Raw genomic sequence first — 25,624 nt, forward strand, 5'->3', positions numbered from 1 at the left:
CCGGGGCGCTGGTTACCATCGGCGCATGCGAGCAAAATCGATCTTCGCCGTCCCGGCCAGCCTGCCCGATGCCGACCGCCAGCAGCGCCGCCATGCGCTGGTGCGCCTGTCGCTGGCGTGGCTGGCGATGATGCAGGTGATGATGTTCGCGTGGCCCGGCTACCTGCGCCACGAGGGCATGCCCGCCGACGCGCTGGAAACACTGGACTGGGCCATCGTCCTGATGAACTGGGCGAGCTTTGCGCTGACCGTCCCGGTGGTGCTGTATTCGGCCTGGCCCATCTGGCGCCACGCGGGCGACAACCTGCGCCATGGCCGCGCCGGCATGGACGTGCCGGTGGCGCTTGGCATCGTGGCCGCCTTCATTCCTAGCGTGCACGCCACCATCACCGGCGCGGGCGAGGTGTATTTCGATTCCGTCACGATGTTCGTGGCCTTTCTGTTGACGGCGCGCTATCTGGAACTGTGCGCCCGCCAGTCCTTCGGCGGCGCGGCCGGCGGCCAGCGCCACGCCCGGGTCGAGGCCCGGCGCCTGCAATTGGGCGCGCGCGCCGACCGCCTGGCATCCCGTTTCGTCATGATCCAGGTGGCGCTGGCGCTGGCCGCCGCGGCCGGCTGGGCCTACGTCGATCCCGCGAACAGCATCCCCGTGATGGTGGCGCTGCTGGTGATGAGCTGTCCTTGCGCCATGTCGATGGCGGTGCCCACCGCCATGGCCTCGGCGCACTCCGCGCTGGCGGCCCATCCCAGCATGCCCGACGCGGCGCTGGACGCGCTGCTGGACGAGGCGCGGCGCAAGGCCCGCCAGAACCTGTACGGCTCGCTGGCCTGGCACCTGCTGATGACGCCGCTGGCGCTCGCCGGATGGGTCACGCCCTGGCTGGCCGCGATCACCATGCTGGTGTCGTCGCTGGCGGTCGCCTATAACTCCTGGCGCCTGTGCCGCCGGGACTGGTCGGGCGAACCCGCCTCCGGCCACGCGCTGGAAGCGGCGCAATGACCATTCTTTATCTGCTCCTGCCCCTGTCGCTGCTGTTCGTGCTGGCCATCGGCGTATCGCTGTGGTGGGCCGTGTTCAACGGCCAGTACGACGACACCGACAACGCCGGCATGGCCATCCTGCGCGACGACGACAGCGGCCCCGCCGGCCGCGGCTGAACGCGCGCGCACGAAGCAATCGCTGGGCCCGATCCCGCGCAATCGCGCGCGGGCCGTTGCGCTTATGCCGCTTTCCCCAAGCCGTCGCTGCGCGGTTGATCCATATCAACGCCGACTTGTGTGACTAGTCCCATCATCGAACCCTGGAGCTATTTGTTACTTTAGGGGAAGGGCGATGAACGATTGCGCCGCAATCGCAAGCAAGGCCGATACCTTCAACTACAAGGTCGTGAGGCAGTTCGCGCTCATGACGGTAGTGTGGGGCATAGTCGGCATGGCTGTGGGCGTTTTTCTGGCCGCGCAGCTGGTTTGGCCGCAGCTGAATTTTGACACCGCATGGCTGAGCTATGGCCGCCTGCGTCCGCTGCACACCAACGCGGTGATCTTCGCCTTCGGCGGCAGCGCGCTGTTCACGACGTCGTACTACGTGGTCCAGCGCACCTGTCAGGCGCGCCTGTTCTGCGGCCCGCTGGCCGCGTTCACGTTCTGGGGCTGGCAGATCGTCATCGTCGCCGCCGCCATCACCTTACCGATGGGCTTTACCAGCAGCAAGGAATACGCCGAACTGGAATGGCCCATCGACATCCTGATCACGCTGGTCTGGGTGGCATACGCCATCGTGTTCTTCGGCACGATCATCAAGCGCCGGTCAAAGCACATCTACGTGGCCAACTGGTTCTTCGGCTCGTACATCCTCACCATCGCCATCCTGCACATCTTCAACAACATCGAGATGCCGGTGACGCTGTGGAAGTCCTACTCCGCCTACTCGGGCGTGCAGGACGCCATGGTGCAGTGGTGGTACGGCCACAACGCCGTGGGTTTTTTCCTGACCACCAGCTTCCTGGGCATGATGTATTACTTCGTGCCCAAGCAGGCCGGCCGCCCCATCTACTCGTACCGCCTGTCCATCGTCCACTTCTGGGCGCTGGCCTTCACGTACATGTGGGCGGGCCCCCACCACCTGCTCTACACCTCCTTGCCCGACTGGACCCAGTCGCTGGGCATGACCTTCTCGCTGATCCTGCTTGCGCCTTCGTGGGGCGGCATGATCAACGGCATCATGACCCTGCAGGGCGCCTGGCACAAGCTGCGCACCGATCCGATCCTGAAGTTCATGGTCACGGCGCTGTCGTTCTACGGCATGTCGACCTTCGAAGGCTCGATGATGTCGATCCGCACGGTCAACGCGCTGTCGCACTACACGGACTGGACCATCGGCCATGTGCACTCCGGCGCGCTGGGCTGGGTCGCCATGATTTCGTTCGGCTCGCTGTACTACCTGATCCCGCGCCTGTACGGACGCGAAAAGATGCACAGCGTGAAGGCCATCGAACTGCATTTCTGGATCGCCACCATCGGCGTGGTGCTCTATATCGCCGCCATGTGGATCGCCGGCGTGCAGCAGGGCCTGATGTGGCGCGACACCGCGCCCGACGGCACCCTGGTCTACAGCTTCGTCGAGGAACTGAAGACGCGCGTTCCTTACTACCTCATCCGCTTGCTGGGAGGCGCCCTGTTCTTGGGAGGCGTGTTCGTCATGGCCTGGAACGTGTGGATGACGGTGCGCGGCGCCAAGCCGGTCAACCCCGCGATTCCGCAAGACGATTCCCATGCCGCTCGCCCGCCGGTCGCCGCGACCGCCGAGCTGGCCACTGTTTGACGAGGACATCATGGCCAACAAGAAACCTGGCTTCTTTACCCACCAGACGCTCGAGAAGAACATCGGCTGGATGATCATCGCCAGCATCCTGGTGGTGTCCTTCGCGGGCCTGGTCCAGATCGTTCCGCTGTTCTTCCAGCACAGCACGACCCAGGCCGTCGCGGGGGTGGAACCCTACAGCCCGCTGCGCCTGATGGGCCGCGACGTCTACATCCGCGAGGGCTGCGTGGGCTGCCACTCGCAGCAGGTGCGCGTGCTGGCTGCCGAAGTGCAGCGCTACGGCTCGTACTCGATCGCGTCGGAATCGGTCTTTGACCATCCCTTCCTGTGGGGCTCCAAGCGCACGGGTCCGGACCTGGCGCGCGTGGGCGAGCGCTACTCCGACGACTGGCACCGCATCCACCTGCGCGATCCGCGCAAGGTGGTGCCGGAGTCCAACATGCCGGCCTATCCGTGGCTGGAAAAGACGGTCATTACCGGCCAGAACGTGGACCAGCGCATGCGCGCCCTGCGCGCGCTGGGCGTGCCGTACACGGACGAGGATATCGCCGCGGCTCCCAAGGCCATCGAAGGCAAGACGGAAGAAGACGCGCTGGTCGCCTATCTGCAAGGCCTGGGCGTCGGCGTGCGCAAGGCGCAGCTGGCCAAGCAGGCTGAAGAGGCCAAGAAGGCCGCCCAGCCTGCCGCGCAGTCCGCGGCGCAGCCCGCCGCGCAAGCGGCGGCGGGAGGCTGACCATGCTGGGCTACCTGAGCGCAATCGTCACCGCCATCTCGATGGCGACCTTTTTCGGCATCGTCTGGTGGGCCTGCTCGCGCGGCCGCCAGGGCGCCAACCGCGAATCGGCCATGCTGCCGTTCGCACTGCCCGATGAATTCGGACAGGCACAACAAGATGGAGCGAATCGGTCATGAGCGATTTCGTTAATGGCTTCTGGGGGTATTTCATCTCGATCGTCGCCGTGGGCGGCGTGGTCTGGTGCGTCTGGCTGCTGTACACACAGCGCCGCTGGCTCGGCGCCAAGCCCGCCAGCGGGCAGGTCGAGGACACGGGCCACGTCTGGGACGGCGACCTGACCGAGCTGAACAACCCGGTCCCCACCTGGTGGACGTGGATGTATCTGCTGGCTTGCGCTTTCGCGCTGGGCTATCTGTTCCTGATGCCGGGCCTGGGCCAGTACAAGGGCCAGCTCGGGTACAGCAGCACCGAAGAGGTCGCGCAGCAGCAGGCGAAGATGGCCGAAGCCGTGCGTCCGATCTACGCGCGCTTCGAGACCATGACGGTGCCGCAGATCTCCCAGGACCCGGGCGCGCGCGAAATCGGCCAGCGCCTCTTCCTGAACACCTGCGCGCAGTGCCACGGCTCGGACGCCAAGGGCGCGCCCAGCTTTCCCAACCTGACGGACGGAGACTGGCTGCACGGCGGCACGCCCGAGTCCATCATGCAGACCATCAAGGAAGGCCGCCATGGCGTGATGCCTCCCTGGAAGGAAGCAATCGACCCCAAGATGGCCGGCGACATCGCGCAGTACGTGCGTTCGCTGTCCGGCCTGACGGCCGATCCCGTGCGCGTGTTCCGCGGCAAGCGGGAGTACGCCAATTTCTGCGTGGCCTGTCACGGTGTCGACGGCAAGGGCAACCCGCTGCTGGGCGCGCCGAACCTGACGGACGACGTCTGGCTGTACGGCAGCTCGGAAGCCACCATCGTCAAGACGATCCTGGACGGCCGCGACAACCGCATGCCGGCGCATGAGCACATCCTGAGCCCCGAGCAGATCAAGATCCTGACGGCCTGGGTCTGGGGCCTGTCCAACAAGCCGGACGCGCAGAAGCAGGCCGCGGCAACCCCCGCCGAGTCGGACGCGGCAAAGTAGCGGGGCAGCGGCATATACGTGGGGGTCCGCGGCGCGGCTCCCATATCACTTGGACTTAGAGTACGGAGCAGCAAATGGAAGATGGGTCAACCGCAAGCGTCGGCACTTCGCCTGGCGGTGACCCGCCGCCCTGGCGGCCGCATACGCGGCCGCCGCGTCCCGGCCAGGAGACCCTGGAGCAGACGCTGGCGGGGGTGCGCAGCAAGATCTATCCGCGATCCGTCAGCGGCATCTTCGCCCGCTGGCGCATCGCGTTCGTCTTTATCACCCAGATCGTCTTCTACGGGCTGCCCTGGCTGCAATGGAACGGGCGGCAGGCCGTGCTGTTCGATCTGGGCGCGCGCAAGTTCTACCTGTTCGGCCTGGTGCTGTGGCCGCAAGACGTCGTCTACCTGGCCGTGCTGCTGGTCATTTCGGCATTGGCGCTGTTCCTGTTCACCGCGGTGGCGGGGCGCCTGTTCTGCGGCTACGCCTGTCCGCAGACGGTCTACACCGAGATCTTCATGTGGATCGAGCGCAAGGTCGAAGGCGACCGCATCGCGCGCATCCGCCTGGACGAGTCGCCGTGGAGCTGGCGCAAGGTCCGCCTGAAGTTCACCAAGCACTTCCTGTGGATCGCGCTCGCGTGGTGGACGGGGTCCACCTTCATCGGCTACTTCGCGCCCATCCGCGAACTGGGCCATGAACTGTTCGCGCTGCAGCTCGGCCCCTGGCAGTGGTTCTGGATGCTGTTCTACGGCTTTGCCACCTGGGGCAACGCCGGCTTCATGCGCGAATCGGTGTGCAAGTACATGTGCCCGTACGCCCGCTTCCAAAGCGTGATGGTCGACCCGGACACCTTCGTGGTGACCTACGACAAGCGCCGCGGCGATCCGCGCGGCGGCCGTTCGCGCAAGGTCGACCACAAGGCCGCGGGCATGGGCGACTGCGTCGACTGCAGCCTGTGCGTGCAGGTCTGCCCCACCGGCATCGATATCCGCGACGGGCTGCAATACATGTGCATCGGCTGCGGCGCCTGCATCGACGCCTGTGAACAGGTCATGGACAAGATGCAGTACGAGCCCGGCCTGATCCGCTACACCTCGGACCGCGCCATGCTGGACGGCCTGTCCGCTAAAAGCGCGCGCGCCCATCTGCTGCGTCCGCGCGTGCTGATCTACGGCGCGCTGATCGCGCTGCTGGCGGCGGCCTTCGTGGCCTCGCTGGTGGTGCGCAACCCCTTGCGCGTGGACGTCATCCGCGACCGCGGCGTGCTGGGCCGCGAAGTCGCCGGCGGACTCATCGAAAACGTCTACCGCCTGCAGATCATCAACACGTCCGACACGCCGATGCGCCTGCGCTTGTCGGCGGACGGCATGCCGGGCCTGGCCGTGCTGGCCGGGCAGCAGGGCTCGGACGTGGTCGAGGTCGAAGCCGCCGCCAACAAGCTGGTGCCCATGGTGATCCGCGCCCCGGCGGGCGCCGCGCCCGGCGCCCATCCCATCACGCTGCGCGCGCGCGGCCAGGACGGCGAAAACCGGTCCATCGAGACCGACGAAGCCGCCAGTTTCTACGTGCCTGATTGAGCACTACAAGGATATCGACATGAATGCCGCGCAAACCGCCGCCGCGCAAGCCAAACCCGCCAAGCCCTGGTACCGCGAACCCTGGCCCTGGATCCTGATGGCGGGCCCGTTCGCCGCCATGCTCGGCTGCTTCGTCACGATCTACCTCGCGGTCACGCAGTTCGGCAGCCAGCCCATCCGGGAAGGCGTCGTCAAGCGCGGGCTGGTCATCGAACAGGCCGCGCCCAACGCCGGCGAGGGCATGGCGTCGCTGAGCGCCGGCGCCGCGCCGGCCAAGCCGTAACGGGGGAGAGCACGCATGGGCTTTCGTTCGCTGATGTGGATCCTGTGGCCGTCCTTCCTGGCCGCCGCCATGGCAAGCGCGCTGATTTTCGCGCTGATCGACCCGCTGGACGTTGTCGTCTTCGGCTACTTCCCCACGGGCCGCATGGGCTTCTACACCGTGTCGTTCTTCGTGCTGTGGCTGATGGCCGGGGTGTCCAGCGCCCTGACGGCCTACCTGATGCCCAAGGCCGTGGAGGACGAGGACTTCTGAGGCTCGGGCCTTCCTGGCGAATTCGCTCCGGCTCCGCGCCGGTCCCGGTAATCCGCGAATTCCAAACACACCGTTCCGCCACGCTGAACAAGCTGTAACTGCGCGGCGGGTAAAATCCCCGGCTATCGTTCAAGTTAGGGGCTCGTGTGCAGCCGGTCATTTCAGTTCAGGGTTTATCCAAACGGTACGCCTCGGGATTCCAGGCGCTCAAAGGCGTGAACCTGGATATCCAGCGCGGCGAGATTTTTGCCTTGCTCGGGCCGAACGGCGCGGGCAAGACGACGCTGATCAGCATCATCTGCGGCATCGTCAATCCCTCCGGCGGCAGGGTGCTGGCCGACGGCCACGACATCGTGTCTGAGTTCCGCGAGGCGCGCGCCAAGATCGGGCTGGTGCCTCAGGAAATCTCCACGGACGCCTTCGAAAGCGTCTGGAACACCGTCACGTTCAGCCGCGGCCTGTTCGGCAAGCCGGCCGATCCCGCGTATATCGAGAAGGTGCTGCGCGACCTGTCGCTGTGGGACAAGAAGGACAGCCGCATCATGGCGCTGTCGGGCGGCATGAAGCGCCGCGTCATGATCGCCAAGGCGCTCTCGCACGAGCCCGCGATCCTGTTCCTGGACGAGCCCACCGCGGGCGTCGACGTGGAGCTGCGCCGCGGCATGTGGGAAATGGTGCGGCGGCTGCGGGAAAACGGGGTCACGATCATCCTCACCACGCACTACATCGAAGAAGCCCAGGAGATGGCCGACCGCATCGGCGTGATCCGCAAGGGCGAGATCATCCTGGTCGAAGAAAAGAACGCGCTGATGGCCAAGCTGGGCAAACGCCAGCTGGCGCTGACGCTGAAGGCGCCGTTGCCGGGCATTCCGACCGCGCTGGACGCCTATCAGCTCGACCTGTCCGGCGACGGCTACAGGCTGGTCTACACCTATGACAACCAGGGCGGCGGCGAGATCTCGCGGCTGCTGCACGACCTGAGCAGGCTGCAGATCGAATTCACGGACCTGAATTCGACGGAAAGCTCGCTCGAGGATATCTTTGTCAGCCTGGTACACGGTCAATCATGAACTTCTACGCCATTCGCGCTATCTACCTGTTTGAAATGGCCCGGGCCTGGCGCACGCTGATGCAGAGCGTGCTGTCGCCGGTGATCTCCACCTCGCTGTATTTCGTGGTGTTCGGATCGGCCATCGGCTCGCACATGGTCGAGATCGACGGGGTCAGCTATGGCGCCTTCATCGTGCCGGGCATGATCATGCTGTCGCTGCTGACGCAAAGCATCGCCAACGCCTCCTTCGGCATCTACATGCCGCGCTTTTCCGGCACCATCTACGAAATCCACTCCGCGCCCATCTCCTACGTGGAGATCGTCATGGGCTACGTGGGGGCCGCCGCCAGCAAGTCCATCATCCTGGGGCTGATCATGCTGGCCACGGCGCGCCTGTTCGTGTCGTTCGAGGTCGCGCATCCGTTCTGGATGGTGGGCTTCCTGGTGCTGACCGCGGTCACGTTCAGCCTGTTCGGCTTCATCATCGGCGTCTGGGCCGACGGGTTCGAAAAACTGCAGCTCATTCCGCTGATGGTCGTCACGCCGCTGACCTTCCTGGGCGGCACCTTCTATTCCATCAACATGCTGCCGCCGTTCTGGCAGACCGCCACCCTGTTCAACCCGGTGCTCTACCTGGTCAGCGGCTTTCGCTGGGCGTTCTTCGGCGTGGCGGACGTCAGCGTGGGCGTCAGCGTGGGCATGACGCTGGCCTTCCTGGTGGCTTGCGTGCTGGGCGTGCGCTGGATCTTCAAGACCGGCTACCGGCTGAAGACCTAGGCGCAAAAAAGCGCCACGCGCCCGGAAAGGGCGGGTGGCGCCTGGCTGCCGCCGGCTTGGGGCCGCGGCTTACCTGGGGGCCGGACCGCCCTTGCTCATGCTCATCACACGCTGCTTGAGCTGCGGGTCCTGCTGCACGGCCTGCCCGATGCCGTTGAATTCCTCGACGGTCAGGCCGTCGGCGCGAACCAGCTGCACCATCTTGGCGTCCGCTTCCTGGACGACCTTCTGCTTGGCTTCGTCCGACTTGGCGGCGTCGACCTTGGGGCGGTACTCGTCGACGACGCCCGAGATCTTTTGCGATGCCGACGCGAAGCGCTGCAATTGCTGGTCGGAAGGCTGCTGCACGGCGGGCGCCATGCCCGGCTGTGCCTGCGTCTGCCCTTGGGGCTGGCTGGCCTGTTGCGCCAGGGCAGGTGCACCGGACAGCGCCGTCGTCAGTATGGCGGCGGATAGGAATGCGTAAGTGGAACGCTGCATGAAACCTCCTTGTTCCGGTTAATGTCCGAACATGATGACGACGGGACCCGGCGGGGGACAAGTTTCCCGATGTGTTTTCCTGTGTCGGCAGGCCACGATATGCGCATGCGCCTCAGGAGGGCGGCCCCCCGGGCGCCGCTGAAACGTTTTGCGCGGTTTCGTAGTCGCTGCTGGTCGCGATGTGTCCTTAGGTTTGCGCGCGGCGAGGCCGGTTGCTACAGGATCAGCATGCTGAGCATCACGATGGCCAGCAGCAGCACATAGACCCGCGCGTGCAGGCGGTCGGGTATGCGCGGGATCAGCGGGGCGGCCAGGCGGATGCCCGCCAGCGACCCCAGCGCCAGCGCCGCGAAGGCCAGCAGGTCCACATAGCCCACGATCCACGGCGCCAGCGCGGCGGGCAGCCCGCGCGCCGCCGCCATGTAGGCCAGCGTGCCCACCAGGGCCACCGGCAGGGTCAGCGGGATGGCCATGGCCGCGGCCTTGGCCATCGGCAGGCCGCGCCGGCGCAGCAGCGGCACGGTCATGACGCTGCCGCCCACGCCCAGGAATGTCGCGATCGCCCCGATGGCCACGCCGCCGCCCACCGCGACCGCCTGTCCCAGCGGCCGCGGCGCCTCTGCCTCGCGCTGCGCCATGAATCCCTGGCGCAGCAGGCAATCCAGGATCGTCACGCCCAGATAGGCGATGAAGGCATGGCGCACCAGGTCGCCGCTGGCGCGGGTGGCGGCCAGCGCGCCCAGCAGGGCGCCCGCGGCGATGTAGCCCGCCAGCGGCCAGACGTAGGCCCGCAGGATGTTGCCGGCGCGCTGGTGCTTGCGCGTGGCGGCGACCGAATTGACGATCATCACGCAGGTGGAGGTGGCCACCGCGATGTGCATGGCCGACTGGCCGATGGCGTCTTGGGCCCCATGCGTGGCCGTCAACACGCCGTACAGCACCGGCACCACCACAAACCCGCCGCCAAAGCCGAACAGCACGGTGGTGACGCCGCTCAAGCCGCCGAACAAGGCCAGAACCAGATAGATCATGCCGCCCTTCCTTTCAGGGAAAGCAGTCACGATACGGCAGCGCGCATTGGCCCGCTTTCGGGGATTGGACAATAATGTTTTTGTTTCGGCCAATCCCCGCTGCCGCGCCGGCGGCAAGACCCCAATGCGCAACACCCATATCGACCGGTACGACCATCTGGACCGCGCCGTCGTCGCCATCGGCAACGACTATCCGCCCGGCGAGCTGCTGCCCGCGCACGCGCATCGCCGCGCTCAGCTGCTGTACGGCGCGACCGGCGTCATGCACGTGGTCACGCGGGGCGGCAACTGGGTGGTGCCGCCGCAGCGCGCCGTCTGGATCCCGGCAGGGGTGGCGCACCAGGTCCGCATGCTGGGCGTGAGCACGCGCAGCGCCTACATCGAACCCGGCGCGGCGCGCGCGGATCGCAATGCCTGCGAGGTGATCGATGTCTCGCCGCTGCTGCGGCAATTGCTGATCGAGGCGGTGGACATGCCCGCCGACTATGACCGGCAGGGCCGCGACGGCGCGCTGGCCGCCTTGCTGCTGCATGAGGTCGAGCGCGCATCGGTGCTGCCGCTGCACATCCCGCTGCCGCGCGACAAGCGCCTGGCGCCGCTGTGCCGCGCCTTCATCGCCGCGCCCGACGCCCGCGTGCCGCCGCAAGCCTGGGCGGACCGCCTGCACATGAGCCTGCGCACTTTCAGCCGGTATTTCCGGCGGCAGACGGGCATGGCGTTTTCAGAGTGGCGCCAGCGCGCCTGCGTGGTGCTGGCCCTGGCGCGCCTGGCGGCAGGCGAGCCGGTTACGGCCATCGCGCTGGATTTCGGCTACCAGAGCCCGGCGGCGTTTTCCACGATGTTCCGGCGCGTGCTGGGCAGGGCGCCCACCGAGTACCTGCGGCAGGACTAGGGCACGTCCCGCCGGAAACGGAGGCCGATGACGCGAGACTTCAGGCCGCGTACCAGAACACCGCGAAAAAATGGCAGGCGGTGCCCGCCAGCACGAACAGATGCCAGATGAAATGGCTGTAGCGCCAGCGGTTGTCGAACACGAAGAACACGACTCCACCCGTATAGGCGAGGCCCCCCGCCACCAGCCACCACAGGCCGCCCGTGGGCACGAGTTCCAGCAGCGGCTTGGCGGCAATGACGACGATCCAGCCCATTGCCAGGTACAGCCCCGTGGAAAGCGCGGGCCGGTTGAGCCGCTTGCTGGCTTTCAGGCCGACCCCCAGCAGGGCCAGCCCCCACACCAGTCCGAACAGCGTCCAGCCCCAGGGGCCGCGCAAGGCGCCCAGCGCAAACGGCGTGTACGTGCCCGCGATCAGCAGATAGATGGCGGAGTGGTCGAGCACGTTGAAGATCTGCTTGGCGCGGCAATGGGGCAGCGCGTGATAGATGGTGGAGGCCAGATACAGCAGGCACATCGTGGCGGCGAACACCGCCGCGCCCGCGACGAAGGCCGCATCGCCCTGGCGCACGGCGGCGACGATCAGGAGCGGGGCCGCGGCCAGCGCGCCGGCGGCGCCAACTCCATGGCTGATGCTGTTGGCGATTTCTTCGCCTGTGGTCTGGGGGCGGTCGTCAGGAAACATGAATGGATCTTGTTATGGCAAGGCTTCCACCATAGGCGTTTTGCGCAGGCGGCTCAAGTGCGCGGGCGGGCTTCTGGAAGGCGATGCGGGGAAGGCTTGATCTTGGGCAAGGCCGGCCGTGGATCAGGCCAAGGAAAATCGGGCCGGCGCAGTTACTCTGTGATACATTTAACGCAGCAACGAACCGCTCGCAGAAGCGGCACGCATTCTTCTTTCTGGGCTTGCACCAGCGGCCGCGCAACAGCGCGCCCGCAACAGATACTCTTAGGGGAGGCACCGATGATTCCGGCAATTGGCCTTATGGTTGGGGCATACATCGTCACGCGCATGACAGCGATGCTGACCCGGCCCGACTCCAGTAAAGTGGTCAAGGTGCTTTCCATAATCACGATCGCCGTGGCGCTGGTTTCCTGTCTGGAACTGCTCACCGGCTCCGCAGCCCACTCGCCCGCCCGCTTCTGAGGCCTGGCGTCCACCCCCACGAGCGGCACGGCCGCCGCACCCGGCAACCCGCGATGACCATGCGCGCCGGGACCTTGACGTGGGGTAAAGAGGATTTGAACAGGCCCTAGCAAATGGCGCGCAGTTTCAGCAGTCTGTTTTTCAAAGCCGCAAAGAAGATCAGCAAGCTCCAGCGCGCGGCGCTGCGCATGGCGGCTCCCAAGACCGCGCGCAAGCGCACCGTGTCGGCGCGCAAGGCGGCCGTCGCGGCCGGGCATGCCGCCAAGGCGGCCAAGGCTGCCAAAGCCGCTTCCGCCGCGGCGCCGCGCAGCGCGGCCGCGCCGCCGCTGGGCAACGGACGCTGGGAGGCCTCGCGCCAGTTTTCCGACGGCGCGGGCCGCAGGCTCGCTTTCGCCCGCTACACCCCGGCTTGCGCGCCCCGGTCCGCCATGCCGCTGGTCGTGATGCTGCACGGCTGCAGGCAGACCTCGATGGCGTTCGCGCGCGGCTCGCGCATGAACCAATGGGCCGACGCCGGCGGCTTCATGGTGCTGTATCCGCAGCAGTCCATGGCGCGGCAGGTGCAGCGCTGCTGGCGCTGGTTTCAGCCGGACGACGCCCATGGCGGCGCCGAGGCCGACCTGATCGCGGCCCTGATCCGGACGGAAGTCGCCCGCCATGGCCTCGACCCCGAGCGCGTCTACATCGCAGGCCTGTCGGCGGGCGCGGGCATGGCCGCGCTGGTGGCCCTGCGGCATCCCGCGCTGGTCGCCGCGCTGGCCATGCACTCCGGCCCGGTCGTGGGCGACGCCCGCAATGCCGCGGGCGGCATCGGCACGATGCGGCGCGGCAGCGTCAAGCCGCTGCTGCCGCTGCTGGAGGCCGTGGCGGACCCGGCCGTATTCCAGCTCGGCATGCCCGCCATGATCCTGCAAGGGCAGCTCGACCCGGCCGTGGCCCCGCGCAACGCCAGGCAGCTGTTCGAGCAGTTCCGGGCGTTGAACCTCCTGCGTCCCGAAGACACGCCGGTGGAGCGGGTGCTGGGCCTGGGCACGGACAAGGCATATCGCCGCGTGGACATGCTGCGCGGCCGCAAGACCGTCCTGCGCCTGTGCGAGATCACGCGCGTGGAGCACGCATGGAGCGGCGGCGACGCTTCCGTGAGATACCACGCGCGCAGCGGGCCGGATGCCTCGGCGCTGGTCTGGCGATTCTTCCAGGGCCAGCGCCGCATCGCCGCCGCGCCGGCGGACGAGATCCAGGCCGCTTTGTAGGCGCGGCCCAAGGCGCTATTGTTCGCGAATCGGGAATGGATATGTCGAGGCCGGACGCGGCCGGCTCCGGCCGGGCGCGGCGTAAGATCGCGGCATTCCCCGCAAGTCCGGAGCGCCGTGCTCCGGCCCGGAAAGCCTTACGGAAATCATCGCCATGCCTCTGTCCATGTACCAGGCGTCCGTGCCTGTCTTCATCCGCGGCCTCACCGTACTGGCCGCGCTGCTGGAAAAAGCCGCCGCCCATGCCCAGTCGACGGGGGCCGATCCGTCAGCGCTCGTCAATGCCCGCCTGGCGCCCGACATGTATCCCTTGTCCGGCCAGATCCAGCGCGCCAGCGACGCGGCCAAGTTCGCGGTGCAGCGCCTGTCCCAAGGCGTCGCCCCGAAATTCCCCGACGAGGAAACCACGATCGGGCAATTGCAGCAGCGCATCGCCGACACCATTGCCTACCTGCAAAGCGTGACGCCGGAGCAGATCGATGGCGCCGAAAGCCGCAATATCGCCTTGAGCTTCGGCGAATTCAAGGCCGAGTTCCAGGGCGACGACTATCTGCTGACCTTCGCGCTGCCGAACTTCTATTTCCATGTGGCCACCGCCTACGGCATCCTGCGCCAGGCGGGCGTGCCGATCGGCAAGCTCGACTTCCTGGGTCCGTACCCGCTCTAGGCGCCTGACGCGCCGGAACCAGGCCGGGGCCATCGCGCCCGGCCTGTCCGGTCATTTCTTCGTGGCGTCGCCGCAGCCGCTCATCTCGCCCATCTGCGCCATGTTCTGCTGGATTTCTTCCGGCGTCAGGTCTTGCTTGTGCGTGGCGATGGACCAGCGGTGGCCAAAGGGATCCACCACCTGCCCGTAGCGGTCGCCCCAGAACATGTCGGCCGCGGGCATCGTCACCTGCGCGCCCGCGCTCACCGCCTGCTGCATCGCGGCGTCCACGTCGTCCAGGTACAGGTGCAGCGTGACCGGCGTGCCTTTCAGCGCCTTTGCGCCCAGGCTGCCCCACTCCGGAAAATCATCCATCAGCATCAGCACGGAATCGCCGATGCGTATGGCCGCATGCATGATCTTGCCGTTGGGGCCCGGCAGCCGCGCGAGTTCTTCGGCATTGAAGGCATTCTTGTAGAAAGCGATGGCATCGGAGGCTCCCTCGCACACGATGTGCGGAGTAAGCGTATGCATGCCTTCGGGGATGGGCTTGGTTGCAGCGGTGGCCATAATGTGTCTCCTTCGTTGTTTGACAGGCCGCGCCGGGGCGCAGCCTGCGCGCGCGCCGCGCGCCTAGTTGCCGATGAGGGTGGTGAATCCGCCCCAGCACATGCGCTTGAAATCGAACACGCCCTCGCAGGACATGCCCGTCAGCCGCGGGTCCGACATGACCTTGGCGTTGATGTCATCGCGCTCGGCCTTGCTGGCGTACAGGATCCAGGCGAACACCACTGTCTCGCCTTCGCGGGCCCCGGCCGCGGCGCTGAACGAGCCGAAGCCTTCGCGGTCGATGTCGTCCGCGACGCCTTCCCGGTAGTCCAGCGCGCCGTATTCCAGCCAGATCGCCTGCGCCTGCTGCGCCATTTTCTTGTACGCCGGCAGATTTTCCTTGGGTACGCTCAGCAGGTAACCATCTATGTACTTTTCCATCTGTCACTCCTATCGTCCGTGTTGTTCTGTTCACCGCCGGGGCGCCCGCAAGCCGCCCTGGCCGCCGTCCGGATTCAGGGCCGGCAGATGTCACTTTATCGGGATCGGCCCGGGTTTCAGATAGGCAATTGCGACAATCTTGCAGGTGGATTGCGTCAACGTGCGGGGGTATGCTTGGCAGGATGAAAAACGTCGCGTTCCTTCTGCCCAAAGGGGCCAACATCGCCTCCCTGGAAACCGCGCGCCACGGCTTCCTGGTGGCCAACGAATACCTGGCCGCGCATGGCCGCGAGCCCAGGTTCCTGGTGCGCACGCTGGCCTTGACGCGCGAGGTCAGCCTGGACGACGGGCGCATCAAGGTGCAGGCCGACCTGGTGCTGGACGAGGCCCGCGACATCCATATCTGCATTGCGCCGCCGCTGCTGGGCTCCGTGTCCGACGCAGTGCTGTCCAACCGCGAACTCATCGAATGGCTGTCGCGGCATCACCGCGACGGCGGCGAGGTCGCCAGCCTGTGCATGGGCGCCGCGCTGCTTGCGGCGGGCGGCGTGCTGGACGGCCAGCTAGCGGTCGTCCACTGGGTGGCGCAGAACCTCTACGCCAGCCTGTTTCCCAGCGTGCAATGGGTCAGCGACCGCGTCGTCATGGCGGAAAACGGCGTCTATACCAGCGGGGGCGCGTTCTCGGCCGCCCATCTGGTCTTGCACCTGATCGAGAAGTACACCGACCGCGACACCGCCATCTGGTGCGCCAAGTATTTCCAGCTGGACTGGAGCCGCCAGAGCCAGCTGCCGTTCTCGGTGTTCATGGGACAGAAGGCGCACGCGGACCAGGTCGTGCGCGCCGTGCAGGACTACATCGAAGGCCGCTACACCGAGAAGATCACCGTCGAGGAACTGGCCGGCCGCCACGCCCTGGGCCGCCGCACGCTGGAACGGCGCTTCCGCCAGGCCACCGGCAACAGCATCGTCGAATATGTGCAGCGCGTGCGCGTGGAAGCGGCCAAGAAGCGGCTGGAGACCTCGCGCAAGAGCGTCGCCGAGGTCATGTACGAAGTCGGGTACAACGACACCAAGGCCTTTCGCGACATCTTCAACAAGTATTGCGGCATGTCGCCGGTCGGGTATCGCGAGCGCTACCAGTAGCGCCGCCCGGCGCCTAGCGCTGGAACCGGTAGACGCGGGTGTCGCGCATGACGAAGCCCGCCGATTCATACAGGTGATGCGCCGACAGGCGGCTGGGGTTGGACGTCAGGTCCAGCGTCTTCGCGTTCAGTTCGCGGCTCTTCACGATGGCCGCGTGCGTGAGCGCCATGCCCACCTTCAGGCCGCGCGCCTGCTGGTCCACGACCACGTCTTCGATCCACGCCCGCACGCCCGTCGGAATGCGGAAATGCACCAGCGTAAGCGTGCCCACGATGCGCTGGTCGAGGCCCATCGTGGCCACGAACACGTGATTGCACGGCGCGTGGATGATCTCGTCGAGTTCGGATTTCGAAAGCGGCGGCGCGGTCTTGGAGAGCTGCGGCAGCAAGCGCGCAAAGGCCTCCACCAAGATGTCGTCCGCCTGGGTCGCCAGGGCGACGTTCACGCCATTATCCAAGGGTTGCATGGCTGTCTCCGGGATCGCATATGCGGATAGGGAACCTCAGAAGATCTTAACAACCCTTGGGCCAATCGCGCTGCATCGGCCCGGCGCGGATCAGCGCGCTTCCCGTCCCACCCCGATCGGCCGGTCTCCCGATATCGTGGTCCGGTGCATCTCGCGGTCGAAGCCGTCGTAGTCGTTCATCGCCAGATGCTGAGTGCAGCGGTTGTCCCACAGCGCCAGCGATCCCGGCGTCCACCGGAAACGGCAGGTGAACTCCGGCCGCGCCGCGTGGCGATACAGGAACTGAAGCAGCGGCTCGCTTTCTTCCTGCGTCATGCCGTCAAAGCGCAGCGTGTAGGTGCTGTTCACATACAGCGCCTTCCTGCCCGTTGCCGGATGCACGCGCACCACCGGGTGGATCACCTCGCTCGCGGCGCGGCTGTCGGTGCGCACGTCCATCTTGTGCGCCGGGTCGCCATTGTTCACGACCGCGCCGCCCGCGCCGTACGACCGGACGGCGCTGTGCACCGCGCCCAGCCCGTCGAGGATCTGCTTGAGGCGGTCCGACAGGCCCTCATAGGCGCGGTACATGTTCGCCCACATCGTGTCCCCGCCATACGGAGGAATGACGCGGCCATACAGCGCCGATCCCAGCGGCGGCTCTTCGGCGTAGCTCATGTCCGTGTGCCACAGGCCGCCGAACAGGCGCCGGGTGCTTTCGGCCTTGCCCTTCATCACGGGAAGTATCGTCGGATGCCCTTCCAGCGCGCGGACGAACGGCACCTCCAGCAGTTCTCCAAAGCGCGAGCTGAAAGCGATGTGCTGCTGCGGCGTCAGCTGCTGGTCCCGGAAGAAAACCACCAGGTGTTCATGCAGGGCGGCGCGCACCTCGTCGAACTGGTCGTCGGACAGCGGCCGCGACAGGTCGATGCCGCGGATCTCGGCGCCCAGGGAGCCGGCGATGGGTTGCGTTTCCAGATGGCGATACGTGGTCATGCTTGTCTCCTTGCTTATTGGATCTTGATCTGGGCGCTGCGCACGAGCGCGCCCCACTTGTCCGTCTCGGCGGCGATGTACCGCCCGAAATCCGCCGGTCCTTCGGCGGCGATGATGCCGCCCATGGCCCCGATCTGCGCGCGCACATCGGGCATGGCCAGCACTGCGAGCAACTCCTTGTTCAAGCGCTCCACGACGGGCTTGGGCGTGGCCGCCGGCGCCAGCACGCCGAACCATCCGGCGATCTCATAGCCCGGCAATCCGGCCTCGGCCATCGTCGGCACGTCGGGCAGCTGCGGCGAGCGCGCGGCGCTGGTGATGGCCAGCGCCCGCAGCTTGCCCGCCTTCACCAGCTGCAGCGCGGAAGGCATGTTGTCGAACATCATCGGCACATGCCCGGCCACCGTATCGTTCAACCCGGGCGCGCTGCCGCGATAGGGAACATGGGTCAGCCGCAGGCCCGCCGTCGAGGCGAAGAGCTCGCCCGCCAGGTGCAGCGACGTGCCGGCGCCGGGCGTCGCATAGCCCATGGGCGCGGGCGCTTTCTTCGCGTAGGCGATCAGCTCCGCCACCGAACGCACGGGCAGGGAAGGATTCACCACCAGCAGATTGGGCACGCTCATCAGCATCGTCACCGGCGCCAGGTCGCGTTGCGGCTGGTAGGGCAGGTCCGGGTACAGGGCGGGATTGATGGCGATGGGGCCGATATTGCCCATCACGATGGTGTAGCCGTCGGCGGGCTGCTTCACCGCGAAGTCGGTGCCGACGTTGCCGCCCGCCCCGGCCTTGTTCTCCACGATGACGGGCTGCCCCAGCCGTTCTCCCAGCTTGTGGCTGACCAGCCGGGCCAGCATGTCGGTCGATCCGCCGGGCGGATACGGCACGATCCATTTGATCGGCTGAGAGGGCCATGGCGATTGCGCGATGGCCGGCCCCGTACAGAGGGCAAGGCCTGCCGCAAGCGCTAGCGCGATGCGTTTCATGTTTGTCTCCTTCCCTGGCTCGCCGGTCTTGCCGGGAGCATCATTAGTGTGTATTGTTCACCTAGTGAACGATATGTTTATCAGGTGAACGTATGAAGAATAATAGATCGATCCAGAGGTGTCTATCCATCATGCGGGCGTTCCGTGGCAATGGCCGGCCCACGCTGGCCGAACTGGCGCGCGCGGTCGATCTGCCGCACGCCACTGTGCTGCGGTTCCTGCAAACGCTGGAGGAAGAGGGCTACGCCGCGCGCGAGGACAGCCGCTGGCGCCTGACGCCGCAGGTGTTCGAACTGGGGTTCGCGGCCATGGAGAGCCTGGGCGTGACGGACGCGGTGCAGGAAATCCTGCAGCGCCTGGCCGACGCCTACTCCGGCACCTCCAACCTGGGCGAAGCCAATCCGGAAGGCGTCATCATCATCGGCCGCGCCATGGCCCCGGCCGAGCGCCGCCGGCTGGTGGTGATGAACCTGCGCGTCGGCGGCGTCCTGCCGCCGGCCAGCGCGCTGGCCGGCGGGCTGGGCCTGCCGGCGGGCCAATGGAGCCGGTTCGATTACCCCGAAAGCAATCAGGTGTCGGTGGCGGTGCCCGTGCCGCAGGGCGGCTCGCGCGTGCTGTCGGTGGGGATATCAGTGGCGGCTTCGGAGGCGTCGGAAGACCGGCTGGAAGCGGAGATGGTGCCGGCGCTGCAGCGCGCGGCCGAGAGCATCGGGGGAGTGATACGGGTGGGGGTGGTCTAGCGGGGCTAGCCTTTTGGCGCTGTCATGCGGCGCCATCTCTCAGCGCGCCCAGGGCCGCCGCAATCTCTTCCAGCACCGGCCCCCATGCGTCCGGCGCGGGCTGGCGGAACAGGCGCACGGACGGATACCAGGGCGTATCGTTGCGGCCGAGCAGCCAGCGCCAATCCGGCGCAAACGGCAGCATGACCCATGCCGGGCAGCCCAGCGCGCCGGCCAGGTGCGCGGGCGCGGAATCGACGGACACCAGCACATCGAGCAGCGTGATGATGGCCGCGGTGTCGTCGAAGTCCCGGATCTCATCGCTTAAGGACGCCAGCGCCATGCCTGCCGGCGGCGTTGCGCCCTGGGCCGCGGCGGGGCCCTTTTGCAGCGCGACGAAGGTGATGCCGTCCTGCGCCAGCGGCGCCAGGTCGGACAAGGCCAGCGAGCGCCGAGCGTCATTGGGGTGGGCGGGGCGCCCCGCCCAGGCCAGGCCGACGAGCGGCCGCGGCAACGGCGCCAGCCGCGCCCGCCAATGCTCCACGCGGGCCGGATCGGCGCGCAGGTAGGCAGTGCGGACCGGCAGGTCGCCCAGGCGCAAGCCGAGAGCCAGCGGCAGGCTCATCAGTTCGCAATGGCAGTCGAAAGCCGGCGGGACCGCGCCCAGGCAGATAATTTCGTCAAAGCCGCCGCTGCGCTCGGCCAGCGCATGGCATTGCGCGTTGACCTCCAGGATGACGCGCGCCCCGCTGCGCTCGCGCGCCCGGGCCGCCAGCCGCAGGAACTGGAAAGTGTCGCCGTAGCCCTGCTCGTCATGGATCAGCAGCGTCCGGCCGGGAATGGGCTGTCCGTCCCAGCGCGGCTTCTGCACATGCCGGGCGAGCATCGCGGTATGCGCCAGCCGGTAGCGGAAGCGGTACTCGCGCCAGCCCGCCGCGAAGTCGCCCTGCAGCAGCAGGATCTCCGCCAGGTCGAAGCGCGCTCCCATGGCGTCCGGAACCGCGCGCACAATCATCTCCAGGATCCCGCGCGCCTCGTCCACCATGCCTTGCGGCCGGATCGCATGCGCCAGCTGCCGCCAAAGCGCGAGCGGCGCCGGACCGGATGCCAGCGCCTGCCGCAACAACGATTCGGCCTCGGCATGGCGGCCGGCGTCCAGCAGCGCTTGCGCCTGCAGGCGCGCGGCCTCGCAGCCGGCCGCGACCGCGTCCGGGGCGACGATGGAGCCCGCGGCGTCCAAGGCGACGGCCTGCATGTCGCGTGAATGCGAACCTTCCATTTCGGCCAGTATCCGATGGGCTTCCCGCAACTGGGGGTCGATATCGATGGCCCGGCGCACGGCGATCAGGGCTTCGTCGCGGTGGCCTTCGTCCTTCAGCGTCAACGCGAGATTGCTGAGGGCTTGCGCATGGTCGGGGTTCAGTTCCAGCGCGCGCTGGTAGTGCGCCCGCGCCATGTTTCCGTTGCCCAGGCGCTTGTAGGTATTGGCAAGGTTGTTATGGGCCTCGGGGCTGTCGGGCAGTAGCGCGGCCACGCGCCGCAGGCATTCCAGGCTGGAGGCCAACTGGCCGGCTTCCTGCAGGATAATGCCCAGGTTGTTCCAGCCTTCCGCAAGCCCGGGATCGATCTCCACAGCGCGTCGCGCGGCGTCTTCGGCCTGCGCCAGCAGCCCATTCTGGCGGCACACTTCGGCCAGATTGCTGCAGTAGGCCGCGGGCGCGCCCGCAGGCCGGCAGGCCGCGCGCAGATGCGCAATCGCCTGGTCGGGCTGGCCGTAGGCATGGGCCATCAACCCCAGCAGATGCCTTGCGTCGGGCTGGTCCGGCGATACGTCCAGCACCCGCAGGCAAAGCGCTTCGGCTTGCGGCGCCTGGCCCGCGTTCCAATGCGCGTAGGCCTGCAGCAAAGCCTGGGGAATCGTCAAAGGACTGGCGGCAGGATGGTTACTCGTGCCCAAGAAACAGCTCCACGGCAGGATCGCGGAAGGGGAGGGAGGGCGCCATTATCCGCCCAATGCGCGCCAGGCGCGTTTCAAGCACAGGCCGCCTGCAAGGCCTTCATCTGAGGGCTGTTTTCCGGGAACCGGACGAACTGCGGCTTGCCATCGTCCTTGATTTCTTCGCCGAAGGCGTCGACCAGCTCATCGTTCATATAAAAACTGGTGGCGGCAAGAAAGCCCACCAGGGCCTGATTGCAGTCGAACACGACGTCCGTCATCGTGCGGTTGTAGTTCCTGCGCTTTCCGTCCAGGCCCAGGATGTTCTGAGGGATGGCGTATCGCATTTCCATTTTGCCCTTGGCGCTTCCGGAGGGCTGCCGCGAGTCCGGGATGCCCGCGATCCTGATGGAGATGTTGGGATGGTCGCGGCGGGGCGGCACGTCAAACCACTTCTGCGCGTGGGCGGAGGCGCTGATGAACAGGCCCGTGGCGGCGACAATTCCCAGGCGGGCAATCAGGCCGCGCACCCGGGCTTTGCGAACGGGGACTGCAGACGGTGCATGCATGGTCTTTCCGTGATTGAGGGCCTGGTTTCATAAGCCGCTTGCCGGTGTGCTTCCAGTGTAAATGCTCAATCCGGCCGCGGCGATAAATGTAGCAAAATGCCGTCTGACGCCCTTGGGCGCGACTTACTCTTTACTCAGGATCCGCCATGCCCCAGTTCGACATCTATCAGGTAGACGCCTTCGCCGCCGCGCCTTTCGGCGGCAACCCCGCCGCGGTCGTGCCGCTGGACGCCTGGCTTGCCGACGCGACGCTGCAACGCATCGCCGAGGAAAACAATCTGTCCGAAACCGCCTACGTCGTGCGCAACGGGGATGTCTACGAGCTGCGCTGGTTCACGCCCGCCGTCGAGGTGGATCTTTGCGGGCACGCGACGCTGGCGTCGGCCTTCGTGCTGTTCGATCAATTGGGCGTCACGGACGAAGTGCTGCGGTTCTCCACGCGCAGCGGCGAGCTCCAGGTGTTCCGCGCCGGCAACAAGCTGGCGATGGATTTCCCGGCCAAGCAGCCCGAGGCCGCGGCGATTCCGCCGGGCCTGCTGCAGGCGCTGGGCCTGCCGGATGCGCAGGCCCTGTACCGCACCGACGATTATCTGGTGGTCATCGATGACGAATCGCTGATCGACGGCCTGAAGCCGGATTTCGTGGCGCTGGCGGCGTTTGACGTGCGCGGGGTGGCGGTGACGGCGCCGTCGGCCCAGTTCGACTTCGTGTCGCGCTGGTTCGGGCCGCGGGTCGGCGTGAACGAAGACCCGGTCACCGGGTCGGCGCATACCTCGCTGGCGCCGTATTGGGCGCAACGGCTGGGCAAGCGCAGCCTGAGCGCGCAGCAGGGCGGGGCGCGCAAAGGGCAGCTTGAATGCGAGGTGCTGGACAACGGCCGGGTGATCATCAGCGGCCAGGCGGCGCTGTACCTGCGCGGCGCGATCTACCTTTGATCCTCCGCAAGCCCTGCGTCGCCCAGCTTGCGCGCCGCGGCTTCCCGGATGCCCCGGAGCCGTTGTCCCGCTACGGCGCGGGCACGGCCTCGCTGACGCTCGCCGCCAGCATCTGCGCCGTCGCCGCGGACAGGGTCCATCCCAGGTGGCCGTGGCCCGTGTTGTAGAACACGCCGGGGCGTTTGCCCGGGCCCACGCGCGGCATCATGTCCGGCGTCATGGGGCGCAGGCCGCACCAGGGCACCACGCGCGAGGTCCGGATGCCGGGAAAGTGCTTGCGCGTCCAGTCCACCAGCGGCTGCACGCGCTCGGCGCGGATGTCCATGTTGAAGCCATTGAATTCCGCGGTGCCCGCCACGCGAAACCGGTCTCCCAGCCGGCTGGTGACGATTTTTGCGGCCTCGTCCAGCAGGCTCACGCCGGGGGCCGCCGCCAGGCTCTGCGCGTCGTCCAGATGCACGCTGATCGAGTAGCCCTTGACCGGATAGATGTTCAGCGCGTCTCCGAGCTGCCTGGCGAACTGCCGGCTGGCCGCACCGGCGCAAACGACGACGGCGTCGGCCTCGTGCTGTTCGCGTTCGCGGCCGTCGTCGCGCAGCATGTCCAGCACATAGGGGCGGCTGTCGCGGCTGATGTGGCGGATGTCCGCGTCCTGCACGAACTTCACGCCCCGGCGCTCGCAGGCGCGCGCCAGCCCGCTGGTGAATTTGTGGATGTCGCCGGTGGCGTCCGACGGGGTGTAGAAGCCGCCATGGCAGCCGGCCTGCAGGGCAGGTTCTATGCTGCGCGCCTCGTTGCTGGACACGGCGTAGCGTTCCAGGCCGCCTTCGCGCAGCAGCGCGTTTGCCCGGCTGGCGGCGTCGAAGCTGGCGGCGTCGTGATAGATGTGCAGGATGCCCCGGCGCTCCAGGTCGAAATCTATGCCTTCGTCCTCGGCCATCTCGAACAGGTGCTGGCGGGCCTGGATGGCCAGCCGGGTGGTGGCGATGGTGTTGCGGCGATAGTTGGGAATCTGCGCCATGAACTGCGCCAGCCACGAGTACTTGTGCCAGCTGAATCCGGGGTTGAGCAGCAGCGGCGCGTTGCGGCGCCACATCCAGCGCAGGCCTTTCATGATGGTGGCGGCGCTGTTCCAGACTTCGGCGTTGCTGGCCGACAGCTGGCCGCCGTTGGCATAGGACGTTTCCATGGCAGGGTAGCGCTGGCGGTCGTAGACCGTGACCGCGTAGCCCAGCTTGCTCAGGGCATAGGCGGACGTGACGCCGGTGATACCGGCGCCGATGATGGCGATGCGGGGCATGATGGCTCCAGAAAGGGTGGCGGCGGCCCTTGTTGGCCGCGGCGCCCCATCTGTCTCTGTACCTGAGAGCTTCACCCGCGCGCGGTCGGCGGCGGGATCCCCTTCGGTGGGCGCGCACGGCGCCTCTCTCCAGATTGTCTAGACCGCGCAGTCCTGTTGCCTGAGAGTTTCCGGGGCGGTTGCTCCGTCGGCGCCCGCCACGGGGGCGGGTCTCTTCTGCGGGGTTTTAAAACGACCCGCAGAGCATATCCAAAAACGGGCTGGGCGACGTTAGGGGTTAGTACCAGCATCGGCGCGCGCCAAGTTACGATGCACGCAATTGAAACCTGAAGGACGATGCATGCGTATCCGAGGACTGCTGCGCGCAGGCTTGCTTTTCACCCCTGTTTTCGCCGGCGCAGCCGGACCCGCCTTGGCCCGCACGGAACTGCCGTCTCTCGATCTGGCGGTAAGCGAGGCCGCCCAGGCGGTCATGCGGCAGCACGACATTCCAGGGATGGCGATCGCCATCACCAGCCAAGGGCAGCAGCGGTTCTACACCTATGGCGTGCAATCGCGGCAGACGCGGCAGGCGGTCACGCGCGACACGATGTTCGAGCTGGGATCGATCAGCAAGACGTTCACGGCGACTCTTGCCGGCTACGCGCAGGCCCGGGGCCAGCTCGCGCTGAGCGATAGCCCCGCCAGGTTCCTGCCCGAACTTGCCGGCAGCGACTTCGCCAGGCTGACGCTGGTCAACCTGGCCACGCACACCACCGGCGGCTTCCCCTTGCAGGTGCCCGACGCGGTGCGCAACGAGGCGCAGCTGATGGACTACCTGAAGGCCTGGAAGCCCGCGCAAGCCCCCGGCACGTCCCGCAGCTACGCCAATCCCAGCATCGGGATGCTGGGCGTCGCGACGGCCCGAAGCATGAAGCAGCCGTTCGCGCAGGCGATGGGGGAGCTGTTCGCGAAGCTGGGCCTGTCCGATACCTTCATCGATGTTCCGGCGGACAAGATGTCCCGCTATGCGCAGGGCTACAACAAGCAGGGCGCGCCCGTGCGCGTGAACCCCGGCGTGCTGGCGGACGAAGCCTACGGCGTGAAGTCCAGCGCGCGCGACATGCTCCGGTTCGTCGAGGCCAACATGGGCATGGGCGTCCAGGACGAGCCGCTCAAGCGCGCCATTGCGGCTACGCATGTGGGGTACTACCAGGTGGGCGAGATGACGCAGGACATGGTCTGGGAGCAGTTTCCCTACCCGGTGGCGCTGGACACGCTGCTGGCCGCCAACGCCGGCACGCTGAACAGCCAGAGCCATGCGGCCGCGGCCTTGAATCCGCCGCTGGCCCCGCAGGAGGCGGCATGGATCAACAAGACCGGGGCGACGAACGGCTTTGGCGGCTATGTGGCCTTCGTGCCCGCCAGGAAGCAGGGGATCGTGATCCTGGCGAACAGGAACTATCCGAACGAGGCCCGCGTGCGGCTGGCGGCGGGCATCCTGGATGAACTGGACAAGCTGGGGCGGCAGGACCGGGCGGCGCGCTGAGCGGCGGCG

General features: G+C 67.1%; 30 protein-coding genes, 1 pseudogene and 2 riboswitches. Of the genes and pseudogenes, 19 read left to right on the top strand and 12 right to left on the bottom strand.

Annotated elements, in window-relative coordinates; translation table 11 throughout:
- Nucleotides 1-25: 25 nt before the first annotated feature.
- The 11 genes from ACFWP0_RS17285 to ACFWP0_RS17335 all read left to right on the top strand — a co-directional run bounded on the left by ACFWP0_RS17285 (nt 26) and on the right by ACFWP0_RS17335 (nt 8,620).
- The gene (locus ACFWP0_RS17285; RefSeq protein ID WP_377844017.1) at nt 26-1,000 is read left to right on the top strand and encodes a hypothetical protein; all 975 of its coding nucleotides are present in this window, start codon (nt 26-28) and stop codon (nt 998-1,000) included.
- Entirely contained in the window at nt 997-1,158 is a 162-nt protein-coding gene (ccoS, locus tag ACFWP0_RS17290; RefSeq protein ID WP_377844018.1) for a cbb3-type cytochrome oxidase assembly protein CcoS, read from the top strand. The genes ACFWP0_RS17285 and ccoS overlap by 4 nt, the downstream gene beginning before the upstream one ends.
- A gap of 175 nt (nt 1,159-1,333) precedes the next feature.
- On the top strand, nt 1,334-2,821 hold the full coding sequence (gene ccoN, locus ACFWP0_RS17295; protein WP_377844020.1) for a cytochrome-c oxidase, cbb3-type subunit I: 1,488 nt from the start codon (nt 1,334-1,336) through the stop codon (nt 2,819-2,821).
- A 10-nt stretch (nt 2,822-2,831) separates the two neighbouring features.
- Nucleotides 2,832-3,554: a cytochrome-c oxidase, cbb3-type subunit II gene (gene ccoO, locus ACFWP0_RS17300; protein ID WP_377844022.1), complete on the top strand. Its 723-nt coding sequence runs from the start codon at nt 2,832-2,834 to the stop codon at nt 3,552-3,554.
- 2 nt (nt 3,555-3,556) lie between these two features.
- Nucleotides 3,557-3,733: a cytochrome oxidase gene (locus ACFWP0_RS17305; RefSeq protein ID WP_008168186.1), complete on the top strand. Its 177-nt coding sequence runs from the start codon at nt 3,557-3,559 to the stop codon at nt 3,731-3,733.
- Entirely contained in the window at nt 3,730-4,692 is a 963-nt protein-coding gene (gene ccoP / locus ACFWP0_RS17310; RefSeq protein ID WP_377844024.1) for a cytochrome-c oxidase, cbb3-type subunit III, read from the top strand. The genes ACFWP0_RS17305 and ccoP overlap by 4 nt, the downstream gene beginning before the upstream one ends.
- 74 nt (nt 4,693-4,766) lie before the next feature.
- Nucleotides 4,767-6,257 (top strand): cytochrome c oxidase accessory protein CcoG, encoded by a 1,491-nt coding sequence (ccoG, locus tag ACFWP0_RS17315; RefSeq protein WP_377844026.1) that lies wholly within the window; start codon nt 4,767-4,769, stop codon nt 6,255-6,257.
- Nucleotides 6,258-6,276: 19 nt separating this feature from the next.
- The gene (locus ACFWP0_RS17320; protein ID WP_377844028.1) at nt 6,277-6,540 is read left to right on the top strand and encodes a nitrogen fixation protein FixH; all 264 of its coding nucleotides are present in this window, start codon (nt 6,277-6,279) and stop codon (nt 6,538-6,540) included.
- Between the two features lie 15 nt (nt 6,541-6,555).
- A complete protein-coding gene (locus ACFWP0_RS17325; protein ID WP_377844030.1) occupies nt 6,556-6,792 on the top strand; it encodes a hypothetical protein in 237 nt (78 codons plus the stop codon).
- 146 nt (nt 6,793-6,938) lie between these two features.
- Nucleotides 6,939-7,862, top strand: coding sequence for an ABC transporter ATP-binding protein (locus tag ACFWP0_RS17330; RefSeq protein ID WP_377844032.1), 924 nt, complete (start codon nt 6,939-6,941; stop codon nt 7,860-7,862).
- Nucleotides 7,859-8,620, top strand: a complete 762-nt coding sequence (locus ACFWP0_RS17335) for an ABC transporter permease (protein WP_377844034.1) — start codon at nt 7,859-7,861, stop codon at nt 8,618-8,620. Before ACFWP0_RS17330 ends, ACFWP0_RS17335 begins: the two co-directional genes overlap by 4 nt.
- Nucleotides 8,621-8,689: 69 nt before the next feature.
- Here the strand turns inward: ACFWP0_RS17335 and ACFWP0_RS17340 are convergent, their stop codons facing one another.
- On the bottom strand, nt 8,690-9,100 hold the full coding sequence (locus ACFWP0_RS17340; protein ID WP_377844035.1) for a DUF4168 domain-containing protein: 411 nt from the start codon (nt 9,098-9,100) through the stop codon (nt 8,690-8,692).
- A gap of 215 nt (nt 9,101-9,315) precedes the next feature.
- The gene (locus ACFWP0_RS17345; protein ID WP_377844037.1) at nt 9,316-10,131 is read right to left on the bottom strand and encodes a sulfite exporter TauE/SafE family protein; all 816 of its coding nucleotides are present in this window, start codon (nt 10,129-10,131) and stop codon (nt 9,316-9,318) included.
- 124 nt (nt 10,132-10,255) lie between these two features.
- Here ACFWP0_RS17345 and ACFWP0_RS17350 point away from each other — a divergent pair, with 124 nt between their 5' ends.
- Nucleotides 10,256-11,023, top strand: a complete 768-nt coding sequence (locus ACFWP0_RS17350; protein ID WP_377844039.1) for an AraC family transcriptional regulator — start codon at nt 10,256-10,258, stop codon at nt 11,021-11,023.
- A gap of 40 nt (nt 11,024-11,063) precedes the next feature.
- Here ACFWP0_RS17350 and ACFWP0_RS17355 read toward each other — a convergent pair whose 3' ends face one another.
- A complete protein-coding gene (locus ACFWP0_RS17355; RefSeq protein ID WP_377844041.1) occupies nt 11,064-11,708 on the bottom strand; it encodes a hemolysin III family protein in 645 nt (214 codons plus the stop codon).
- Between the two features lie 279 nt (nt 11,709-11,987).
- On the opposite strand from ACFWP0_RS17355, the gene ACFWP0_RS17360 reads away from it, so the two are divergent.
- The 3 genes from ACFWP0_RS17360 to ACFWP0_RS17370 all read left to right on the top strand — a co-directional run bounded on the left by ACFWP0_RS17360 (nt 11,988) and on the right by ACFWP0_RS17370 (nt 14,090).
- Nucleotides 11,988-12,170, top strand: a complete 183-nt coding sequence (locus tag ACFWP0_RS17360) for a hypothetical protein (RefSeq protein WP_377844043.1) — start codon at nt 11,988-11,990, stop codon at nt 12,168-12,170.
- A 113-nt stretch (nt 12,171-12,283) separates the two neighbouring features.
- Nucleotides 12,284-13,423 carry an alpha/beta hydrolase family esterase gene (locus ACFWP0_RS17365; RefSeq protein ID WP_377844044.1) on the top strand — a complete coding sequence of 380 codons (1,140 nt, stop codon included), beginning with the start codon at nt 12,284-12,286 and terminating at the stop codon, nt 13,421-13,423.
- 154 nt (nt 13,424-13,577) lie between these two features.
- Complete coding sequence (locus ACFWP0_RS17370; RefSeq protein ID WP_377844046.1) at nt 13,578-14,090, top strand: DUF1993 family protein; 513 nt, start codon at nt 13,578-13,580, stop codon at nt 14,088-14,090.
- Between the two features lie 51 nt (nt 14,091-14,141).
- Here ACFWP0_RS17370 and ACFWP0_RS17375 read toward each other — a convergent pair whose 3' ends face one another.
- Together ACFWP0_RS17375 and ACFWP0_RS17380 are read right to left on the bottom strand one after the other, a co-directional pair.
- The gene (locus ACFWP0_RS17375) at nt 14,142-14,639 is read right to left on the bottom strand and encodes a VOC family protein (RefSeq protein ID WP_377844048.1); all 498 of its coding nucleotides are present in this window, start codon (nt 14,637-14,639) and stop codon (nt 14,142-14,144) included.
- Between the two features lie 63 nt (nt 14,640-14,702).
- Nucleotides 14,703-15,059: a DUF1428 domain-containing protein gene (locus ACFWP0_RS17380; RefSeq protein WP_377844049.1), complete on the bottom strand. Its 357-nt coding sequence runs from the start codon at nt 15,057-15,059 to the stop codon at nt 14,703-14,705.
- A 170-nt stretch (nt 15,060-15,229) separates the two neighbouring features.
- Here ACFWP0_RS17380 and ACFWP0_RS17385 point away from each other — a divergent pair, with 170 nt between their 5' ends.
- Nucleotides 15,230-16,204, top strand: coding sequence for a GlxA family transcriptional regulator (locus tag ACFWP0_RS17385; RefSeq protein ID WP_377844050.1), 975 nt, complete (start codon nt 15,230-15,232; stop codon nt 16,202-16,204).
- Between the two features lie 13 nt (nt 16,205-16,217).
- On the opposite strand, the gene ACFWP0_RS17390 is transcribed toward ACFWP0_RS17385, so the two are convergent.
- The 3 genes from ACFWP0_RS17390 to ACFWP0_RS17400 all read right to left on the bottom strand — a co-directional run bounded on the left by ACFWP0_RS17390 (nt 16,218) and on the right by ACFWP0_RS17400 (nt 18,628).
- Nucleotides 16,218-16,670, bottom strand: coding sequence for a GNAT family N-acetyltransferase (locus ACFWP0_RS17390; RefSeq protein ID WP_377844051.1), 453 nt, complete (start codon nt 16,668-16,670; stop codon nt 16,218-16,220).
- Between the two features lie 90 nt (nt 16,671-16,760).
- Nucleotides 16,761-17,645 (bottom strand): TauD/TfdA dioxygenase family protein, encoded by an 885-nt coding sequence (locus tag ACFWP0_RS17395; RefSeq protein WP_377844052.1) that lies wholly within the window; start codon nt 17,643-17,645, stop codon nt 16,761-16,763.
- Nucleotides 17,646-17,659: 14 nt separating this feature from the next.
- The gene (locus tag ACFWP0_RS17400) at nt 17,660-18,628 is read right to left on the bottom strand and encodes a Bug family tripartite tricarboxylate transporter substrate binding protein (RefSeq protein ID WP_377844054.1); all 969 of its coding nucleotides are present in this window, start codon (nt 18,626-18,628) and stop codon (nt 17,660-17,662) included.
- Nucleotides 18,629-18,720: 92 nt separating this feature from the next.
- Between ACFWP0_RS17400 and ACFWP0_RS17405 the strand changes: the two genes are divergently transcribed.
- Nucleotides 18,721-19,368 (top strand): IclR family transcriptional regulator, encoded by a 648-nt coding sequence (locus ACFWP0_RS17405; protein WP_377844056.1) that lies wholly within the window; start codon nt 18,721-18,723, stop codon nt 19,366-19,368.
- A 22-nt stretch (nt 19,369-19,390) separates the two neighbouring features.
- On the opposite strand, the gene ACFWP0_RS17410 is transcribed toward ACFWP0_RS17405, so the two are convergent.
- The 3 genes and pseudogenes from ACFWP0_RS17410 to ACFWP0_RS17420 form a co-directional block, all read right to left on the bottom strand.
- On the bottom strand, nt 19,391-20,569 hold the full coding sequence (locus ACFWP0_RS17410; protein ID WP_377844139.1) for a tetratricopeptide repeat protein: 1,179 nt from the start codon (nt 20,567-20,569) through the stop codon (nt 19,391-19,393).
- Between the two features lie 132 nt (nt 20,570-20,701).
- Nucleotides 20,702-21,304: pseudogene (locus ACFWP0_RS17415) on the bottom strand (tetratricopeptide repeat protein); the annotation flags it as partial.
- 74 nt (nt 21,305-21,378) lie between these two features.
- Nucleotides 21,379-21,852 carry a hypothetical protein gene (locus ACFWP0_RS17420; protein ID WP_377844058.1) on the bottom strand — a complete coding sequence of 158 codons (474 nt, stop codon included), beginning with the start codon at nt 21,850-21,852 and terminating at the stop codon, nt 21,379-21,381.
- A gap of 146 nt (nt 21,853-21,998) precedes the next feature.
- Between ACFWP0_RS17420 and ACFWP0_RS17425 the strand changes: the two genes are divergently transcribed.
- The gene (locus tag ACFWP0_RS17425) at nt 21,999-22,787 is read left to right on the top strand and encodes a PhzF family phenazine biosynthesis protein (RefSeq protein WP_377844060.1); all 789 of its coding nucleotides are present in this window, start codon (nt 21,999-22,001) and stop codon (nt 22,785-22,787) included.
- A 70-nt stretch (nt 22,788-22,857) separates the two neighbouring features.
- Here the strand turns inward: ACFWP0_RS17425 and ACFWP0_RS17430 are convergent, their stop codons facing one another.
- A complete protein-coding gene (locus ACFWP0_RS17430; protein ID WP_377844061.1) occupies nt 22,858-24,087 on the bottom strand; it encodes a D-amino acid dehydrogenase in 1,230 nt (409 codons plus the stop codon).
- Between the two features lie 46 nt (nt 24,088-24,133).
- A riboswitch (glycine riboswitch) is annotated at nt 24,134-24,224 on the bottom strand.
- 1 nt (nt 24,225) lies between these two features.
- Nucleotides 24,226-24,316, bottom strand: a riboswitch (glycine riboswitch).
- Between the two features lie 111 nt (nt 24,317-24,427).
- Between ACFWP0_RS17430 and ampC the strand changes: the two genes are divergently transcribed.
- Complete coding sequence (ampC, locus tag ACFWP0_RS17435; protein ID WP_377844063.1) at nt 24,428-25,615, top strand: class C beta-lactamase; 1,188 nt, start codon at nt 24,428-24,430, stop codon at nt 25,613-25,615.
- The last annotated feature ends 9 nt before the right edge of the window (nt 25,616-25,624 follow it).

The organism is Achromobacter sp. NPDC058515 (assembly GCF_042721735.1).
In the GTDB taxonomy this organism is placed as follows: domain Bacteria; phylum Pseudomonadota; class Gammaproteobacteria; order Burkholderiales; family Burkholderiaceae_B; genus Achromobacter.

What these genes read in the sequence shown, in the direction of transcription:
- ACFWP0_RS17285 (WP_377844017.1), top strand. Translation starts at nt 26, where the DNA reads ATGCGAGCAAAATCGATCTTCGCCGTCCCGGCCAGCCTGCCCGATGCC.
- ACFWP0_RS17405 (WP_377844056.1), top strand. Translation starts at nt 18,721, where the DNA reads ATGAAGAATAATAGATCGATCCAGAGGTGTCTATCCATCATGCGGGCG.
- ACFWP0_RS17340 (WP_377844035.1), bottom strand. Translation starts at nt 9,100, where the DNA reads ATGCAGCGTTCCACTTACGCATTCCTATCCGCCGCCATACTGACGACG.
- ACFWP0_RS17320 (WP_377844028.1), top strand. Translation starts at nt 6,277, where the DNA reads ATGAATGCCGCGCAAACCGCCGCCGCGCAAGCCAAACCCGCCAAGCCC.
- ACFWP0_RS17365 (WP_377844044.1), top strand. Translation starts at nt 12,284, where the DNA reads ATGGCGCGCAGTTTCAGCAGTCTGTTTTTCAAAGCCGCAAAGAAGATC.
- ACFWP0_RS17355 (WP_377844041.1), bottom strand. Translation starts at nt 11,708, where the DNA reads ATGTTTCCTGACGACCGCCCCCAGACCACAGGCGAAGAAATCGCCAAC.
- ACFWP0_RS17395 (WP_377844052.1), bottom strand. Translation starts at nt 17,645, where the DNA reads ATGACCACGTATCGCCATCTGGAAACGCAACCCATCGCCGGCTCCCTG.
- ACFWP0_RS17385 (WP_377844050.1), top strand. Translation starts at nt 15,230, where the DNA reads ATGCTTGGCAGGATGAAAAACGTCGCGTTCCTTCTGCCCAAAGGGGCC.
- ampC (WP_377844063.1), top strand. Translation starts at nt 24,428, where the DNA reads ATGCGTATCCGAGGACTGCTGCGCGCAGGCTTGCTTTTCACCCCTGTT.
- ACFWP0_RS17430 (WP_377844061.1), bottom strand. Translation starts at nt 24,087, where the DNA reads ATGCCCCGCATCGCCATCATCGGCGCCGGTATCACCGGCGTCACGTCC.
- ccoS (WP_377844018.1), top strand. Translation starts at nt 997, where the DNA reads ATGACCATTCTTTATCTGCTCCTGCCCCTGTCGCTGCTGTTCGTGCTG.
- ACFWP0_RS17390 (WP_377844051.1), bottom strand. Translation starts at nt 16,670, where the DNA reads ATGCAACCCTTGGATAATGGCGTGAACGTCGCCCTGGCGACCCAGGCG.
- ACFWP0_RS17425 (WP_377844060.1), top strand. Translation starts at nt 21,999, where the DNA reads ATGCCCCAGTTCGACATCTATCAGGTAGACGCCTTCGCCGCCGCGCCT.
- ccoP (WP_377844024.1), top strand. Translation starts at nt 3,730, where the DNA reads ATGAGCGATTTCGTTAATGGCTTCTGGGGGTATTTCATCTCGATCGTC.
- ccoO (WP_377844022.1), top strand. Translation starts at nt 2,832, where the DNA reads ATGGCCAACAAGAAACCTGGCTTCTTTACCCACCAGACGCTCGAGAAG.
- ACFWP0_RS17360 (WP_377844043.1), top strand. Translation starts at nt 11,988, where the DNA reads ATGATTCCGGCAATTGGCCTTATGGTTGGGGCATACATCGTCACGCGC.
- ACFWP0_RS17370 (WP_377844046.1), top strand. Translation starts at nt 13,578, where the DNA reads ATGCCTCTGTCCATGTACCAGGCGTCCGTGCCTGTCTTCATCCGCGGC.
- ACFWP0_RS17375 (WP_377844048.1), bottom strand. Translation starts at nt 14,639, where the DNA reads ATGGCCACCGCTGCAACCAAGCCCATCCCCGAAGGCATGCATACGCTT.
- ACFWP0_RS17380 (WP_377844049.1), bottom strand. Translation starts at nt 15,059, where the DNA reads ATGGAAAAGTACATAGATGGTTACCTGCTGAGCGTACCCAAGGAAAAT.
- ccoG (WP_377844026.1), top strand. Translation starts at nt 4,767, where the DNA reads ATGGAAGATGGGTCAACCGCAAGCGTCGGCACTTCGCCTGGCGGTGAC.
- ACFWP0_RS17400 (WP_377844054.1), bottom strand. Translation starts at nt 18,628, where the DNA reads ATGAAACGCATCGCGCTAGCGCTTGCGGCAGGCCTTGCCCTCTGTACG.
- ccoN (WP_377844020.1), top strand. Translation starts at nt 1,334, where the DNA reads ATGAACGATTGCGCCGCAATCGCAAGCAAGGCCGATACCTTCAACTAC.
- ACFWP0_RS17420 (WP_377844058.1), bottom strand. Translation starts at nt 21,852, where the DNA reads ATGCATGCACCGTCTGCAGTCCCCGTTCGCAAAGCCCGGGTGCGCGGC.
- ACFWP0_RS17305 (WP_008168186.1), top strand. Translation starts at nt 3,557, where the DNA reads ATGCTGGGCTACCTGAGCGCAATCGTCACCGCCATCTCGATGGCGACC.
- ACFWP0_RS17345 (WP_377844037.1), bottom strand. Translation starts at nt 10,131, where the DNA reads ATGATCTATCTGGTTCTGGCCTTGTTCGGCGGCTTGAGCGGCGTCACC.
- ACFWP0_RS17325 (WP_377844030.1), top strand. Translation starts at nt 6,556, where the DNA reads ATGGGCTTTCGTTCGCTGATGTGGATCCTGTGGCCGTCCTTCCTGGCC.
- ACFWP0_RS17335 (WP_377844034.1), top strand. Translation starts at nt 7,859, where the DNA reads ATGAACTTCTACGCCATTCGCGCTATCTACCTGTTTGAAATGGCCCGG.
- ACFWP0_RS17350 (WP_377844039.1), top strand. Translation starts at nt 10,256, where the DNA reads ATGCGCAACACCCATATCGACCGGTACGACCATCTGGACCGCGCCGTC.